This is a genomic window from Pseudomonas sp. SWI36 (genome assembly GCF_002948105.1).
Classification (GTDB): Bacteria; Pseudomonadota; Gammaproteobacteria; order Pseudomonadales; family Pseudomonadaceae; genus Aquipseudomonas; species Aquipseudomonas alloputida.
Genome location: NZ_CP026675.1, coordinates 2,010,196 through 2,025,183, shown reverse-complemented (window position 1 = coordinate 2,025,183; position 14,988 = coordinate 2,010,196). Strand labels below are relative to the sequence as shown.

10 protein-coding genes are annotated in these 14,988 nt (G+C 63.4%); 8 read left to right on the top strand and 2 right to left on the bottom strand.

Annotated elements, in window-relative coordinates; genetic code table 11:
* Positions 1-196 precede the first annotated feature (196 nt).
* Together aceF and aceE are read right to left on the bottom strand one after the other, a co-directional pair.
* Positions 197-1,840: a dihydrolipoyllysine-residue acetyltransferase gene (gene aceF / locus C4Q27_RS09875; RefSeq protein WP_104886797.1), complete on the bottom strand. Its 1,644-nt coding sequence runs from the start codon at positions 1,838-1,840 to the stop codon at positions 197-199.
* 13 nt (positions 1,841-1,853) lie between these two features.
* On the bottom strand, positions 1,854-4,499 hold the full coding sequence (gene aceE / locus C4Q27_RS09870; protein ID WP_010951693.1) for a pyruvate dehydrogenase (acetyl-transferring), homodimeric type: 2,646 nt from the start codon (positions 4,497-4,499) through the stop codon (positions 1,854-1,856).
* A 383-nt stretch (positions 4,500-4,882) separates the two neighbouring features.
* Here aceE and glnE point away from each other — a divergent pair, with 383 nt between their 5' ends.
* The 8 genes from glnE to C4Q27_RS09830 all read left to right on the top strand — a co-directional run bounded on the left by glnE (position 4,883) and on the right by C4Q27_RS09830 (position 14,979).
* Complete coding sequence (gene glnE / locus C4Q27_RS09865) at positions 4,883-7,816, top strand: bifunctional [glutamate--ammonia ligase]-adenylyl-L-tyrosine phosphorylase/[glutamate--ammonia-ligase] adenylyltransferase (RefSeq protein WP_010951694.1); 2,934 nt, start codon at positions 4,883-4,885, stop codon at positions 7,814-7,816.
* Positions 7,817-8,018: 202 nt separating this feature from the next.
* Positions 8,019-9,068 carry a lipopolysaccharide heptosyltransferase II gene (waaF, locus tag C4Q27_RS09860; protein ID WP_064492516.1) on the top strand — a complete coding sequence of 350 codons (1,050 nt, stop codon included), beginning with the start codon at positions 8,019-8,021 and terminating at the stop codon, positions 9,066-9,068.
* Entirely contained in the window at positions 9,069-10,127 is a 1,059-nt protein-coding gene (gene waaC / locus C4Q27_RS09855) for a lipopolysaccharide heptosyltransferase I (RefSeq protein WP_104886796.1), read from the top strand.
* The gene (locus C4Q27_RS09850; protein ID WP_003255647.1) at positions 10,127-11,251 is read left to right on the top strand and encodes a glycosyltransferase family 4 protein; all 1,125 of its coding nucleotides are present in this window, start codon (positions 10,127-10,129) and stop codon (positions 11,249-11,251) included. The genes waaC and C4Q27_RS09850 overlap by 1 nt, the downstream gene beginning before the upstream one ends.
* Complete coding sequence (gene rfaP, locus C4Q27_RS09845) at positions 11,248-12,054, top strand: lipopolysaccharide core heptose(I) kinase RfaP (protein WP_010951697.1); 807 nt, start codon at positions 11,248-11,250, stop codon at positions 12,052-12,054. Before C4Q27_RS09850 ends, rfaP begins: the two co-directional genes overlap by 4 nt.
* Positions 12,054-12,788 carry a lipopolysaccharide kinase InaA family protein gene (locus C4Q27_RS09840; protein ID WP_010951698.1) on the top strand — a complete coding sequence of 245 codons (735 nt, stop codon included), beginning with the start codon at positions 12,054-12,056 and terminating at the stop codon, positions 12,786-12,788. The genes rfaP and C4Q27_RS09840 overlap by 1 nt, the downstream gene beginning before the upstream one ends.
* Complete coding sequence (locus C4Q27_RS09835) at positions 12,785-13,537, top strand: lipopolysaccharide kinase InaA family protein (RefSeq protein ID WP_064492517.1); 753 nt, start codon at positions 12,785-12,787, stop codon at positions 13,535-13,537. Before C4Q27_RS09840 ends, C4Q27_RS09835 begins: the two co-directional genes overlap by 4 nt.
* On the top strand, positions 13,537-14,979 hold the full coding sequence (locus tag C4Q27_RS09830; protein WP_064492518.1) for a lipopolysaccharide kinase InaA family protein: 1,443 nt from the start codon (positions 13,537-13,539) through the stop codon (positions 14,977-14,979). The genes C4Q27_RS09835 and C4Q27_RS09830 overlap by 1 nt, the downstream gene beginning before the upstream one ends.
* The last annotated feature ends 9 nt before the right edge of the window (positions 14,980-14,988 follow it).

Sequence of the window (14,988 nt, the reverse complement as noted above, 5' to 3'; positions counted from 1 at the left end):
TATCGGCTGACGTGGCCGATTCTGTAGTTTGGCTGGAGATTTTGGGGCCGCTTTGCGGCCTTGTGTCGCGAAAGGAGGGCGAAGCCCTCCCAGCTTTTCCCAGGCAAAAAAAGCCCCGCCAATCGACGGGGTTGAGGTACGAGCGTGGCAGCTCGAAAAGGGTACTGCCCCTCGCAAGGAGGGGCAGTGTGCTGGCTTACAGCAGCATGGTGCGGATATCGCCCAGCACGTCGCCCAGGCGCTTGGTGAAGCGCGCGGCGGCAGCGCCGTTGATCACACGGTGATCGTAGGACAGCGACAGCGGCAGCATCAGCTTTGGCTGGAAGGCCTTGCCATCCCAGACTGGCTGCATGGTCGCCTTGGAGACGCCCAGGATAGCCACTTCCGGCGCATTGACGATCGGCGTGAAGCCGGTGCCGCCAATGTGGCCGAGGCTGGAGATGGTGAAGCAAGCGCCTTGCATCTCGTCAGCCGACAGCTTCTTGGTGCGCGCCTTCTCGGCCAGTGCAGCGGCTTCGGCAGCCAGTTGCAGCAGGCTCTTCTGGTCGACGTTCTTGATCACAGGGACCAGCAGGCCGTCCGGGGTGTCCACGGCGAAGCCGATGTGCACGTACTTCTTGCGGATGATGGCCTTGCCGCTTGGCGCCAGCGAGCTGTTGAAGTCCGGCAGTTCCTTGAGCAGGAAGGCGCAGGCCTTGAGCAGCAGTGGCAGCACGGTCAGCTTCACCCCAGCCTTCTCGGCCACGGCCTTCTGCGCAACGCGGAAGGCTTCCAGCTCGGTGATGTCGGCAGAGTCGAACTGGGTCACGTGCGGCACGTTGAGCCAGCTGCGGTGCAGGTTGGCAGCACCGACCTGCATCAGGCGGGTCAGGGCCACTTCTTCCACTTCACCGAACTTGCTGAAGTCCACGGCAGGGATCGGCGGGATGCCAGCACCACCGGTCGCACCGGCGGCTGCCGGCGCTTCCTTGGCCTTCTGCATCATGGCCTTGACGTAGACCTGCACGTCTTCTTTCAGGATGCGACCGTGCGGGCCGGTGGCAGCAACTGCACCCAGCTCGACACCGAATTCACGGGCCAGCTGACGAACAGCAGGGCCTGCGTGAACCTTGGCATTGCTGCCAGCGGCCGGTGCGGTAGCAGCCGGTGCAGGGGCAGCAGCCGGGGCTGCAGCGGCAGGTGCGGCAGCCGGAGCAGCCTCAGCCTTGGCTGGTGCAGGAGCAGCAGCCGGTGCCGGCGCGGCAGCCGGGGCGGCACCCGCCACTTTCAGCTTGAAGATCAGGTCGCCAGTGCCGACTTCGTCTTCCAGCTTGCAAAGCACTTCTTCGACCACGCCGGCGGCCGGCGACGGGATTTCCATGGAAGCCTTGTCGGACTCCAGGGTAATCAGCGACTGGTCGGCTTCGACGGTGTCGCCGACTTTGACCAGCACTTCGATGATCTTGGCCTTGCCCGACGAACCGATGTCCGGCACGTGGATGTCCTGCACGCTGGCGGCAGCCGGGGCTGCTGCCGGAGCAGGGGCAGCTTCGGCGGCCGGAGCCGGCGCAGCAGCCTGAGCTGGAGCAGCGGCAGCAGCCGGAGCCTCAGGGGCCGCAGCAGCGGCGCCCTCGGCTTCCAGGACCAGCAGTTCGTCGCCTTCTTTCAGGCGGTCGCCCAGCTTGACCTTCAGTTCCTTGATGACGCCAGCCTTGGGCGCCGGAATTTCCATGGAGGCCTTGTCGGACTCCAGGGTCAGCAGGCTCTGGTCAGCCTCGATACGATCACCGACCTTGACGAACAGCTCGATGATTTCACCTTCACCGCTGCCGATGTCAGGTACGCGAATGAGTTCGCTCACTTAAAAATACTCCTCAGCAGTCCAGTGGGTTGCGCTTGTCCGGGTCGATACCGAACTTGACGATAGCGTCTGCGACAACCTTGGGTTCGATCTCGCCACGGTCAGCCAGGGCTTCCAGGGCAGCCAGCACCACGAAGTGGCGGTCGACTTCGAAGAAGTGACGCAGCTTCTTGCGGCTGTCGCTGCGACCGTAACCGTCGGTACCCAGGACTTTGAACTCTTTGCTCGGTACCCACTGACGAATCTGCTCGGCGAACAGCTTCATGTAGTCGGTAGAGGCGATGACCGGGCCTTTGCGACCGTTCAGGCACTGCTCGACGTAGGTCTGCTGTGGCTTCTGGCCAGGCTTCAGGCGGTTGGCGCGTTCCACGGCCAGGCCGTCGCGGCGCAGTTCGTTGAAGCTGGTGACGCTCCACACGTCGGCACCGACGTTGAACTCTTCACGCAGGATCTTCGCGGCTTCGCGGACTTCGCGCAGGATGGTACCGGAGCCCATCAGCTGTACGTGGTGTGCAGCTTCGCGGGTGTCCTCTTCCAGCAGGTACATGCCCTTGATGATGCCTTCCTCGACACCGGCCGGCATGGCTGGCTGCTGATAGGATTCGTTCATCACGGTGATGTAGTAGAAGATGTCCTGTTGCTCTTCGGTCATCTTCTTCATGCCGTCCTGAATGATCACCGCCAGCTCGTAGCCGTAGGTCGGATCGTAGGTGCGGCAGTTCGGGATGGTGCCCGCCATCATGTGGCTGTGACCGTCTTCGTGCTGCAGGCCTTCACCGTTGAGGGTGGTACGGCCGGCGGTACCGCCGATCAGGAAGCCACGGGTGCGGCTGTCGCCAGCGGCCCAGGCCAGGTCGCCAATACGCTGGAAACCGAACATCGAGTAGAAGATGTAGAACGGCAGCATCGGCTGGTTGTGGCAGCTGTACGAGGTACCGGCAGCGATGAACGACGACATGGCGCCGGCTTCGTTGATGCCTTCCTCGAGGATCTGGCCCTTCTTGTCTTCGCGGTAGAACATCACCTGGTCTTTATCGACTGGCTCGTAGAGCTGGCCGACCGACGAGTAGATGCCCAACTGGCGGAACATGCCTTCCATACCGAAGGTACGGGCTTCGTCCGGGATGATCGGAACGATGCGCTGGCCAATGTCCTTGTCCTTGACCAGTTGCGCCAGAATACGCACGAAGGCCATGGTGGTGGAGATTTCGCGGTCGCCCGAGCCGTCCAGGATCGCTTTCAGCGTTTCCAGTGGCGGGGTCGGCACGCTGAAGCTCTTGGCACGGCGCTGTGGCACGAAACCGCCCAGGGCAGCACGGCGCTCGGCCAAGTACTTGGCTTCGGCAGAACCTTCTTCCGGCTTGAAGAACGGCAGGTTCTCCAGGTCGGCATCCTTGACCGGGATGTCGAAGCGGTCACGGAAGTGACGCAGGCTGTCGACGTCGACCTTCTTGGTGTTGTGCGCGGTGTTCTTGGCTTCGCCAGCACCGGTGCCGTAACCCTTGATGGTCTTGGCCAGGATGACGGTCGGCTGCTCTTTGTGGTTAACAGCCTGGTGATACGCCGCGTAGACCTTGTACGGGTCGTGACCGCCACGGTTGAGCTTCCAGATCTCTTCGTCGGACAGGTCTTCGACCATGGCCTTGAGTTCCGGGGTGTTGAAGAAGTGCTCGCGAACGTACGCGCCGTCTTTGGCTTTGTAGTTCTGGTATTCGCCGTCGATGACTTCGTCCATGCGGCGCTGCAGGGCACCGTTGGTGTCCTTGGCCAGCAGTGGGTCCCAGAAACGGCCCCAGACGACTTTGTTGACGTTCCAGCCACCGCCACGGAACACGCCTTCGAGTTCCTGGATGATCTTGCCGTTGCCGCGAACCGGGCCGTCGAGGCGCTGCAGGTTGCAGTTGATGACGAAGATCAGGTTGTCCAGCTTCTCGCGGCCGGCCAGGGCGATTGCACCCAGGGATTCCGGCTCGTCGCACTCACCGTCGCCCATGAAGCACCAGACCTTCTGCTTGCCGGCCGGGATGAAGCCACGGGCTTCCAGGTACTTCATGAAGCGAGCCTGGTAGATCGCCTGGATCGGGCCCAGACCCATCGAAACGGTCGGGAACTGCCAGAAGTCAGGCATCAGCCATGGGTGCGGGTACGAAGACAGGCCGTTGCCGTCCACTTCCTGGCGGAAGTTGTTCATCTGGTCTTCGCTGATACGGCCTTCCATGAAGGCACGGGCGTAGACGCCTGGCGATGCGTGGCCCTGGAAGAAGATCAGGTCGCCGCCGTGTTCTTCGGTAGGGGCCTGGAAGAAGTAGTTGAAGCCGATGTCGTACAGGGTGGCACTGGAGGCGAAGCTAGAGATGTGTCCGCCCAGGTCCGAGTCTTTCAGGTTGGTACGCATGACCATGGCCAGCGCGTTCCAACGCACCATCGAGCGAATGCGGCGTTCCATGAACAGGTCGCCAGGCATGCGTGCTTCGTGGGTGACAGGGATGGTGTTGCGGTATGGCGTGGTGATCGCATATGGCAGCTGGGAGCCACTACGGGTGGCCAGCTCGCCCATACGGGTCATCAGGTAATGAGCGCGGTCTTCGCCTTCTTTGTCGAGGACCGACTCCAGGGCATCCAGCCATTCCTGGGTTTCGATTGGATCGAGGTCTTGCATGGCTTGCTCCAGGGCGGAAAGGCAACCAGAATCGATTGCCTGAGATTGCGACTGGCCTTATGGGCAGACGTCGTGAATTCTTGGATTACCGGGGTGTCTTCCGGCGCGTTGTAGTTTTACTACATTTGCTTTCGCATTTCATGCTTTTACACGACACGAGTAGTAGTAAAACTACATTTGTGCGACGTTTGGTCGCACCTTGGCTTGTGAGGAAAAACGTTCATGTTGGTTGGCATTGTGTCGCGAACGGGTGGTTCTTGATGTTTGTTGCCAAGTTTTCGTTTTTTTCAGCTATTTCCAACTTTTGTACGACAGTCCAACCGTGGTCCGGCTTCCCCTTGGCCGCTTTTTCCCCTCTATTTCACGCCGATCAAGGATAGACCATGCGCCTACCTTTGCCCTCCGATCTGCCTGCCACCTTGCAGCCGCTGGTCACTCGCAACCAGCAGTTCATCAGCGATGCCGTGGCCGGCCACCCCGAACTCGACCTGCAGGCCTGGAGCCCGCTGCACCGGCAGCAGTTCGATCAGGTGGCTGCTGCCAGTGAATTCGTGCTCAGTTTGGCCCAGCGCGAGCCCGCCATGCTGTTCGCCCTGCTGGCCAGCGGCGAGCTGGAGCGGCGTTACGCCCCGGGTGAGCTGCGCGGGCAAATCGCCGCAACAGCCCAGGCGGCACAGAGCGAGGACGAGCTGGCGCGCAATCTGCGCCGCGCGCGCAACCGCCAGCAGCTGCGCATTATCTGGCGCGACATTACCCGTCAGGCGGAACTTGGCGAAACCTGCCGTGACCTGTCGGACCTTGCCGATGCGGCCATCGACGAAGCCTACCAATGGCTGTACCCGCGCCATTGCCAGCAATTCGGCACGCCCATCGGCAACCGCAGCGGCCAGCCGCAGCACATGGTGGTGCTGGGCATGGGCAAGCTGGGAGCGGTAGAGCTTAACCTGTCGTCGGACATCGACCTGATCTTCGGTTTCCCCGAGGGCGGTGAAACCGAAGGGGTGAAGCGCTCGCTGGATAACCAGGAGTTCTTCACGCGCCTGGGCCAAAGGCTGATCAAGGCACTGGACCCGGTTACCGTCGACGGCTTTGTGTTCCGCGTTGACATGCGCCTGCGTCCCTATGGTTCGGCGGGTGCCCTGGTGCTCAGCTTCAATGCACTGGAGCAGTACTACCAGGACCAGGGCCGTGACTGGGAACGTTACGCGATGATCAAGGCGCGAGTGGTGGCCGGCGACCAGGCGGCCGGCGCGCAGTTGCAGGAGATGCTGCGCCCGTTCGTTTACCGCCGCTACTTGGACTTTTCCGCAATCGAAGCGCTGCGCACCATGAAGCAGCTGATCCAGCAGGAAGTGCGGCGCAAGGGCATGGCCGAGAACATCAAGCTGGGTGCCGGTGGTATTCGCGAAGTAGAGTTCATCGCCCAAGCCTTCCAGCTGATCCACGGCGGGCGTGACCTCAGCCTGCAGCAGCGGCCGTTGCTCAAGGTGCTGGCCACCCTGGAAGGCCAAGGCTACCTGCCGCCAGCAGTGGTGGCCGAGTTGCGCGAGGGTTATGAGTTCCTGCGCTATACCGAGCACGCGATCCAGGCCATTGCCGACCGCCAGACGCAAATGTTGCCGGAAGGTGAGACCGATCAGGCACGCGTGGCCTACGTGCTCGGTTTTGCCGACTGGCAGAGCTTCCACGACCAGTTGATGTACTGGCGTGGCCGTATCGACTGGCATTTCCGCCAGGTCATTGCCGACCCGGATGATGAAGACGGCGAAGGCGAACTGGTGGTGGGTGGCGAGTGGTCGCCGTTGTGGGAGCAGGCGCAGGATGAAGAAGCCGCTGGCCGGCAATTGCAAGAGGCTGGCTTCAAGCAACCCGCCGAAGCCTTGAGGCGCCTGGCCGGGCTGCGTTCCAGCCCGCAGTTGCGCTCGATGCAGCGCATCGGCCGTGAGCGACTTGACGCATTCATCCCACGGCTGTTGGCCCAGGCGGTGGAGCATGACAACCCTGACCTGGTGCTTGAGCGGGTGCTGCCATTGGTCGAGGCTGTGGCAAGGCGTTCTGCCTACCTGGTACTGCTGACCGAAAACCCCGGTGCCTTGCGCCGTTTGCTGACGCTGTGCGCCGCCAGCCCGTGGATTGCCGAGCAGATTGCCCTTTACCCGCTGCTGCTCGACGAACTGCTCAATGAGGGCCGCTTGTTCAGCCCGCCCTTGGCGCCAGAATTGGCCAGCGAGCTGCGCGAGCGCCTGACGCGCATCCCCGAGGACGACCTGGAGCAGCAGATGGAGGCGCTGCGCCATTTCAAGCTGGCCCACAGCCTGCGCGTGGCCGCCTCGGAAATCAGCGGCAACCTGCCGTTGATGAAAGTCAGCGACTACCTGACCTGGCTGGCTGAAGCCATCCTCGACCAGGTGCTGGCCCTGGCCTGGCGCCAGACCGTGGCCCGCCACGGCCAACCCAAGCGCAGCGACGGCAGCCTGTGCGACCCGGGTTTCATCATCATCGGTTACGGCAAGATGGGCGGCCTGGAGCTAGGCCACGGTTCGGACCTGGACCTGGTCTTCATCCATGACGGCGATCCGCAGGCGGAAACCGACGGTGCGAAGCCTATCGACAGCGCGCAGTTCTTCACGCGTCTGGGGCAGCGCATCATCCACCTGCTGACCACCCAGACCAACTCGGGCCAACTGTACGACGTGGATATGCGCCTGCGCCCGTCCGGCGCCTCGGGCCTGCTGGTCAGCTCGCTGGGCGCCTTCGAGCGCTACCAGCAGAACGAAGCCTGGACCTGGGAACACCAGGCGCTGGTACGGGCCCGTGTGCTGGTGGGTTGCAAGCAGGTGGGGGCGGCATTCGAAGGTGTGCGTGCCAAGGTACTGGGCCAGGCCCGCGACCTGGAAAAACTGCGCGGCGAGGTGAGTGAAATGCGCGCCAAGATGCGTGACAACCTCGGTACCAAGGCGACGGCTGCCGGTACTGCGGCGAACGCCTTCGACGCCGGCGTACCCTTCGATATCAAGCAGGATGCCGGCGGTATCGTCGATATCGAATTTATGGTGCAATACGCCGCTTTGGCCTGGTCCCATGACCATCCGGCCATACTTCGATGGACCGATAACATCCGCATTCTGGAAGAGCTGGAGCAGGCGAACTTGATGCCGGCCAGTGACGCGGTGCTGTTGCGTGAAGTGTACAAGGCGTTCCGCTCGGCCTCCCACCGCCAGGCCCTGCAGAAGGAGGCCGGGGTGATCGATGCGGCGCAGTTTGCCGATGAACGCCGTGAAGTGCGGCGGATCTGGGGTGAGTTGGGTTTAAGCTGATACCGTGTTGGCTTGTTCGCGGGCAAGCCCGCTCCCACAGGTACTGCACAGGCCCTGAGCAGTGTGCAATCCCTGTGGGAGCGGGCTTGCCCGCGAATAGGCCATGTGAGTGGTACACTGTCCGCCACATAGCCTGAATATAAAGAGGGGAGGCCAGGCTGTACCGCAGCCTGTAGCCTCCCCGAGCGTTTCTGGACTAAGCATGAGAATACTGATCATTGGCCCCAGCTGGGTCGGCGACATGGTGATGGCGCAGACCCTGTTCCAGTGCCTGAAACAGCAGCACCCCGACTGCGTGATCGACGTGCTGGCCCCTGAATGGAGCCGGCCGATCCTCGAACGCATGCCTGAAGTGCGCCAGGCCTTGAGCTTCCCGCTCGGCCACGGCGCGCTGGAGCTGGCCACGCGGCGGCGCATCGGCAAGTCCCTGGCCGGCCAGTACGACCAGGCCATCCTGCTGCCCAATTCGCTCAAGTCGGCGCTGGTGCCCTTTTTTGCCGGCATTCCCAAACGCACCGGCTGGCGTGGTGAAATGCGCTTCGGCCTGCTGAACGATGTGCGCAAGCTGGACAAGGCCCGCTACCCGCTGATGATCGAGCGCTTCATGGCCCTGGCTTACGCGCCCGACACCGAGCTGCCGCAGCCATACCCGCGCCCCAACCTGCAGATCGAAGCGCAAAGCCGTGACGCCGCCCTGGCCAAGTTCGGCCTGGAACTGGACCGTCCGGTACTGGCGCTGTGCCCTGGCGCCGAGTTTGGCGAAGCCAAGCGCTGGCCGGCAGAGCACTATGCCGCTGTGGCCGATGCGATGATTCGCCAAGGCTGGCAAGTGTGGCTGTTTGGCTCGAAGAACGATCACCCGGTCGGTGAGCAGATCCGCGACCGGCTGATTCCGGGGCTCCGTGAAGAGTCGTCCAACCTGGCCGGTGAGACCTCGCTCGCCGAGGCCATCGACCTGATGTCCTGCGCCCATGCCGTGGTGTCCAACGACTCCGGCCTGATGCACGTGGCCGCTGCGCTGAACCGTCCGCTGGTGGCGGTGTATGGCTCTACTTCACCCGGCTTCACCCCGCCGCTGGCCGAACAGGTGGAAGTGGTGCGCACCGGTATCGAGTGCAGCCCGTGCTTTGACCGCACCTGTCGCTTTGGCCATTACAATTGCCTGCGTCTGCTGGAGCCGGGCAAAGTGATCGCCGCCCTGCACAGCCTCAGCGGACCGGACCTGATCGATACCGTGGCCGAGGTCGACTAAGTGCGGGTACTGATCATCAAGACCTCGTCGCTGGGGGATGTAATCCACACCCTGCCGGCGCTTACCGATGCCGCCCATGCCATTCCCGGCATCCGTTTCGATTGGATGGTGGAAGAAGGCTTCGCCGAAATCCCCGGTTGGCACCCCGCGGTCGACCAGGTCATCCCGGTGGCGATCCGTCGCTGGCGCAAGAACCTCTGGCAAACCATCAAGAGTGGCGAGTGGAAGGCGTTCAAGCAGCGCGTGCGCGAGCGCAAGTACGACCTTGTGATCGACGCCCAGGGCCTGGTCAAGTCGGCCTGGTTGACCCGTTACGTGAAGGCACCCGTAGCCGGCCTGGACCGCTACTCGGCGCGCGAAGGCTGGGCCAGCCGCTTCTACGACCGGCCTCTGTCGGTCGCTACCGGCCAGCACGCGGTGGAGCGGGTACGCCAACTGTTTGCCATGGCCCTGGCTTATGACCTGCCAGAAGGCATCGGCAACTACGGCCTGGACCTCGACCGCCTGCAACTGCCGCCGGCTGCGCCCTATGTGGTGTTCCTGCATGGCACCACCTGGGCGACCAAGCACTGGCCCGAAGCCTACTGGCGCGAACTGGCCGAGCGCATGGGCCGGCGCAAGCTGGAAGTGCGCCTGCCTTGGGGTAATCCGGCTGAGAAGGCGCGGGCCGAGCGAATTGCCCAAGGCTTGAACAACTGCCAGGTGCTCCCCAAATTGAACCTTGCCGGCGTCGCTCGTGTTCTGGCGGCGGCAAAGGCCTGCGTGGCGGTCGATACCGGCCTTGGCCACCTGGCGGCGGCACTCGATGTGCCCACCCTTTCGCTGTTTGGCCCTACCAATCCGGGCCTGACTGGCGCCTACGGACGGACCCAGATTCACCAGGCCAGTGACTGGCCTTGCGCTCCCTGCCTGCAGAAGAAGTGCACCTACAAACCGAGCGCCGACGACCTGCGCCGGTTCGATCTGAAACGCGAGTGGCCGCTGTGCTTCACTCGCCTGAATCCCGAGCATGTGGCGAGCCGCTTGAGCGCGTTGCTGCTGGCTGAGGATGTCCGTTGATGCAACTGGCTTTCGTGCTTTACAAATATTTCCCCTTCGGCGGGCTGCAGCGCGACTTCATGCGCATTGCCCTGGAATGCCAGAAGCGGGGTCACCAGATCCGTGTGTATACGCTGATCTGGGAGGGTGACATTCCGCCGGGCTTCGAGGTGCTGGTGGCGCCGGTGAAGGCGATCTTCAACCACCGCCGCAACGAGAAGCTCAGCGCCTGGATGGCCGCCGACCTGGCCAAGCGCCCGGTCGACCGCCTGATCGGCTTCAACAAGATGCCAGGGCTGGACGTGTACTACGCCGCCGACGGCTGCTTCGAGGACAAGGCACAGACCCTGCGCGGTGGGCTGTACCGCCGCTGGGGCCGCTACCGGCACTTTGCCGAGTACGAGCGTGCGGTGTTCGCCAAGGACGCCCATACCGAAGTGCTGATGATTTCCGAAGTGCAGCAGCCGCTGTTCATCAAGCATTACGGCACCCCGGTAGAACGCTTCCACCTGCTGCCGCCAGGCATTTCCCAGGATCGCCGTGCTCCGGCCAATGCCGCCGAGATCCGCGCCGAGTTCCGCAAGGAATTCAACCTGGGGGATGACGACCTGCTGCTGGTGCAGATTGGTTCAGGCTTCAAGACCAAAGGCGTGGACCGCAGCCTCAAGGCACTGGCCGCGCTGCCGTCAGCCCTGCGCAAACGCACCAGGCTGATGGTGATCGGCCAGGACGACCCCAAGGTATTCCAGCTGCAAAGCGCTACCCTGGGCCTGGGCGACCAGGTGCAGTTCCTCAAGGGCCGCAGCGACATCCCGCGCTTCCTGCTGGGCGCCGACCTGCTGATTCACCCGGCGTACAACGAGAATACCGGTACGGTGCTGCTCGAAGCGTTGGTCGCCGGCTTGCCGGTGCTGGTGTCCAAGGTGTGCGGTTATGCCCACTACATTGCCGAGGCCGACAGCGGCCTGGTGCTGGACGAGCCGTTCGAACAAGACCAGCTCAACGGCTATCTGCAGCGCATGCTCGAAGACCCGCAGGCGCGTGCCAGCTGGTCGCGCAATGGCCTGGCATTTGCTGATAGCGCCGATCTGTACAGCATGCCGCAGCATGCTGCCGACGTGATCCTGGGGCAGAAGACCGCATGAAGCTGATATTGGCCGAACCCTTCAAACGCCTGTGGGCCGGGCGTGATGCCTTCGACGCCGTGGAGGCGCTGCAAGGCGAGGTCTATCGCGAGCTGGAAGGGCGCCGCACGCTGCGCACCGAAGTGGCTGGCGAGGGCTTTTTCGTCAAGATCCACCGTGGCATCGGCTGGGGCGAGATCTTCAAGAACCTGTTCACCGCCAAGTTGCCGGTGCTCGGGGCCGGCCAGGAATGGCGGGCGATCCAACGCCTGCATGAAGTGGGCGTGCCGACCATGACCGCAGTCGCCTACGGCGAGCGCGGCAGCAACCCGGCGGCACAGCACTCGTTCATCATCACCGAAGAGCTGGCGCCGACCATCAGCCTGGAAGACTTCAGCATCGACTGGGTCAAACAGCCGCCCGAGCCGCGCCTGAAGCGTGCACTTATCGCCGAGGTGGCGAAGATGACCGGCGGCATGCACCGCGCCGGGGTCAACCACCGCGATTGCTACATCTGCCATTTCCTGCTGCACACCGACCGCCCGGTGACGGCGGATGACTTCAAGCTGTCGGTGATCGACCTGCACCGCGCGCAAACCCGTGCCAGAATCAGCCGCCGCTGGCGCGACAAGGACCTGGCTGCGCTGTACTTTTCGGCCCTGGACATCGGCCTGACCCAACGCGACAAGCTGCGCTTCCTGCGTGGTTACTTCCAGCGTCCGCTGCGGCAGGTGCTGAAGGACGAAGCCGCGCTGCTCGCCTGGCTGGAGCGCAAGGCCCAGAAACTCTACGATCGCAAGCAACGCTATGGGGATGCACTCTGATGGCGAGTTGGACACTGGCGCCGGGGTACGAACACCTGGCGGCGGACTTCGGCAGCCTCGACGCGGTGTTCGCCCTCCAGGGCGAACGGCTGACCCGCGACCCGCTCAGTGAAGTGGTACGCATCGAGCGTGACGGGATCAACTACTACGTCAAGCGCTACACCGGGGCCGGCAAGCACATGCGCCGGTACCTGGGGCGGCCACGCATCAAGGCCGAATGGCAAAACCTCAAGCAGTTCGCCAAATGGGGTATCCCCACTGCCGAAGTCGTGGCCTGGGGCCTGGAGCGCAACGGCCTGGCCTTTGGCCGTGGCGCGATGATCACCCGTGAACTGCCGCACACCGAAGACCTGTCGGCCCTGGCCGAACACAACGATGCGCGCTTGGCCGACCGCGCCTGGGTCGACCATGTCAGCCGTCAGCTGGCGCGCCATACCCGGGTCATGCACGAACACCGCTTTGCCCATAACGACCTGAAGTGGCGCAACCTGCTGGTCGATGACCAAGGCACGCTATTCTTCATCGACTGCCCCACCGGCGACTTCTGGCGCGGTTTCATGTGGCGCCACCGGATGATCAAGGACCTGGCATGCCTGGACAAAGTGGCCAAATACCACCTGTCAGCTACCCAGCGCTTGCGCTTCTACCTGCAATACCGTGGCCGCGACCGCCTGAATGTGCGTGACAAGAAGCGCATTCATCGGGTACTGGGCTTTTTCGAGGGAAGGGAATGACCGATTACCTGGCCAGCGCGGACCTCGCGCTGCTCAAGCGCCATGGCCTGGACAACTTCGAGGCGCTGTGGGCACTGCAGCTTGATGCTGTGGACGAACCCAACACCGGCCGTGGTGGCTGGAGCAGCGTCTTCCGTCTGGAACTCGAAGGCAAAGGCTACTACCTCAAGCGCCAGAGCGACTACCTGACCCGTACCTTGCACCGGCCGTTCGGCGAGCCCACCTTCGCCCGCGAATTCCGCAACATCAGTCGCTACCAGAAGCTGCGCATTCCGGCATTGCAGGCGGTGTTCTACGGCGAGCGCAAGCAGGGCGGCAAGCACCGGGCCATCCTGATGACCCGCGCTCTGGACGAGTGGGCCGACCTCGACAGCCTGCTGGCGCAGTGGCCGCGGTTGGGTGAAGCCGAGCGCACTGGCATCCTGCAGGCCTGCGGTCAGCTGGCGCGTACCCTGCACAGCGCCGGCCAGGTGCATGGCTGCTTCTACCCCAAGCACATTTTCCTGCGTCAACGCCGCGAGGGTTGGGACGCGCAATTGATCGACCTGGAAAAGACCCGGCCGCTGCTGTTCGGCATGCGTGACCGCCTCAAGGACCTGGAACCGCTGCTGCGCCGCGCGCAGGCCTGGCGCGTGCAGGATGTACGTACTTTGCTGGCTACCTACCTGGGGCAGCCGGCTGACGGCGCGCTGGTCGACACCTGGCTGCAACGGCTGACGCAACGCCGTCGTCAAAAAGAGGCCCGCTGATGCGTTTGTCTGAACTGAAGGATGCCGGGCGCAGCCCGGCGCTGCCCCTGAGTATCACGTTGGTTGATGCCGCCGGCAGCGCCGACTTGCAATTGCTCAGCCTGCTGCGCGTACTACCGGGCCAGCGTTATGTGGGCGCTGGTGTCTGGCGTGGCACACCGGTGCTGGCGAAGTTGCTGGTCGGGGGTAACGCCGCGCGGCATTTCCAGCGCGAACTGCAGGGTGTGAAGTTGCTGGCCGAACAAGGCCTGACCACACCGACGCTAGTGGCCGACGGCCTCAAGGAAGGCGAGGGCGGCTGGCTGCTGTTCGAGTTCCTTGACGGTGCCCAAAGCCTGGCCGATGCCTGGGCCGCAGTGGAAAACCTGCCTGTGCTGGCGGACGAGCAGCACCTGGTACTGGGCGAAGCGCTCACGGCTGTGGCGCACATGCACGCCCGAGGCCTTTGGCAGGAAGACCTGCACCTGGACAACCTGCTGCGCCATGCCGGCAAGCTGTACCTGATCGACGGTGCGGGCATCAGGGCGGAAACACCCGGTCAGCAGTTGTCGCGTCCACGCGTGCTGGAAAACCTCGGGGTGTTCTTCGCCCAGTTGCCCAAGCGCCTGGAGCCGTTCATCGAAGAGCTGCTGGTGCATTACCTGCTGGCCAATGCCGAGCATGCCTTGCCGCTGGAAGCGCTGCAGAAACAGGTGGACAAGGTACGCAACTGGCGCCAGAAGGACTATCTGGACAAGGCTGGCCGCGAGTGCAGCCTGTTCAGCGTCCAGCGCACCCTCTCGGGCTTGCAGGCGATCCGCCGCAGTGAGGTCGAGGCCATGCAGCCTGTACTGGAGCAGGCCGATGCGCTGATCGACAAGGGCCATTTGTACAAGACCGGTGGCGCTGCCAGTGTGGCGCGCATCGAGGTCAATGGTCGCCAGTTGGTGATCAAGCGCTACAACATCAAGAACACCGCACATTGGTTCAAGCGCTTCTGGCGCCCGAGCCGGGCCTGGCATTCCTGGATTGAAGGCCACCGCCTGGAATTCCTCGACATCGCCACGCCACGCCCCCTCGCGGTGCTGGAACAGCGGGTGCTGGGCCTGCGCAGCCGTGCTTACCTGGTCACCGAGTATGTCGACGGCCCGGACCTGACGGCATGCTTCGCGCCCTACGTCGAAAGCGGCGATGCGCCCGAGGAGCAGGTGGATGCCTTGGTGCACGTGATGCAGCAGCTGATTCGAGAGCGCATCAGCCACGGCGACTTCAAAGGCCATAACCTGTTCTGGCACAACGGCCAGTGGTCGCTGATCGACCTCGATGCCATGTGCCAGCACGCCACCCAGCTCAGCTTCGCCCCGGCCTATGCCCGTGACCGGGCACGGCTGCTGCGCAACTGGCCCACTGGCAGTGCCTTGCATCAGCGGCTGGACCGGCTGTTGCCAAAACTGGTCGACTGAGGCCGCCGG

What these genes read in the sequence shown, in the direction of transcription:
- aceE (WP_010951693.1), bottom strand. Translation starts at nt 4,499, where the DNA reads ATGCAAGACCTCGATCCAATCGAAACCCAGGAATGGCTGGATGCCCTG.
- glnE (WP_010951694.1), top strand. Translation starts at nt 4,883, where the DNA reads ATGCGCCTACCTTTGCCCTCCGATCTGCCTGCCACCTTGCAGCCGCTG.
- waaF (WP_064492516.1), top strand. Translation starts at nt 8,019, where the DNA reads ATGAGAATACTGATCATTGGCCCCAGCTGGGTCGGCGACATGGTGATG.
- C4Q27_RS09850 (WP_003255647.1), top strand. Translation starts at nt 10,127, where the DNA reads ATGCAACTGGCTTTCGTGCTTTACAAATATTTCCCCTTCGGCGGGCTG.
- rfaP (WP_010951697.1), top strand. Translation starts at nt 11,248, where the DNA reads ATGAAGCTGATATTGGCCGAACCCTTCAAACGCCTGTGGGCCGGGCGT.
- C4Q27_RS09840 (WP_010951698.1), top strand. Translation starts at nt 12,054, where the DNA reads ATGGCGAGTTGGACACTGGCGCCGGGGTACGAACACCTGGCGGCGGAC.
- C4Q27_RS09835 (WP_064492517.1), top strand. Translation starts at nt 12,785, where the DNA reads ATGACCGATTACCTGGCCAGCGCGGACCTCGCGCTGCTCAAGCGCCAT.
- C4Q27_RS09830 (WP_064492518.1), top strand. Translation starts at nt 13,537, where the DNA reads ATGCGTTTGTCTGAACTGAAGGATGCCGGGCGCAGCCCGGCGCTGCCC.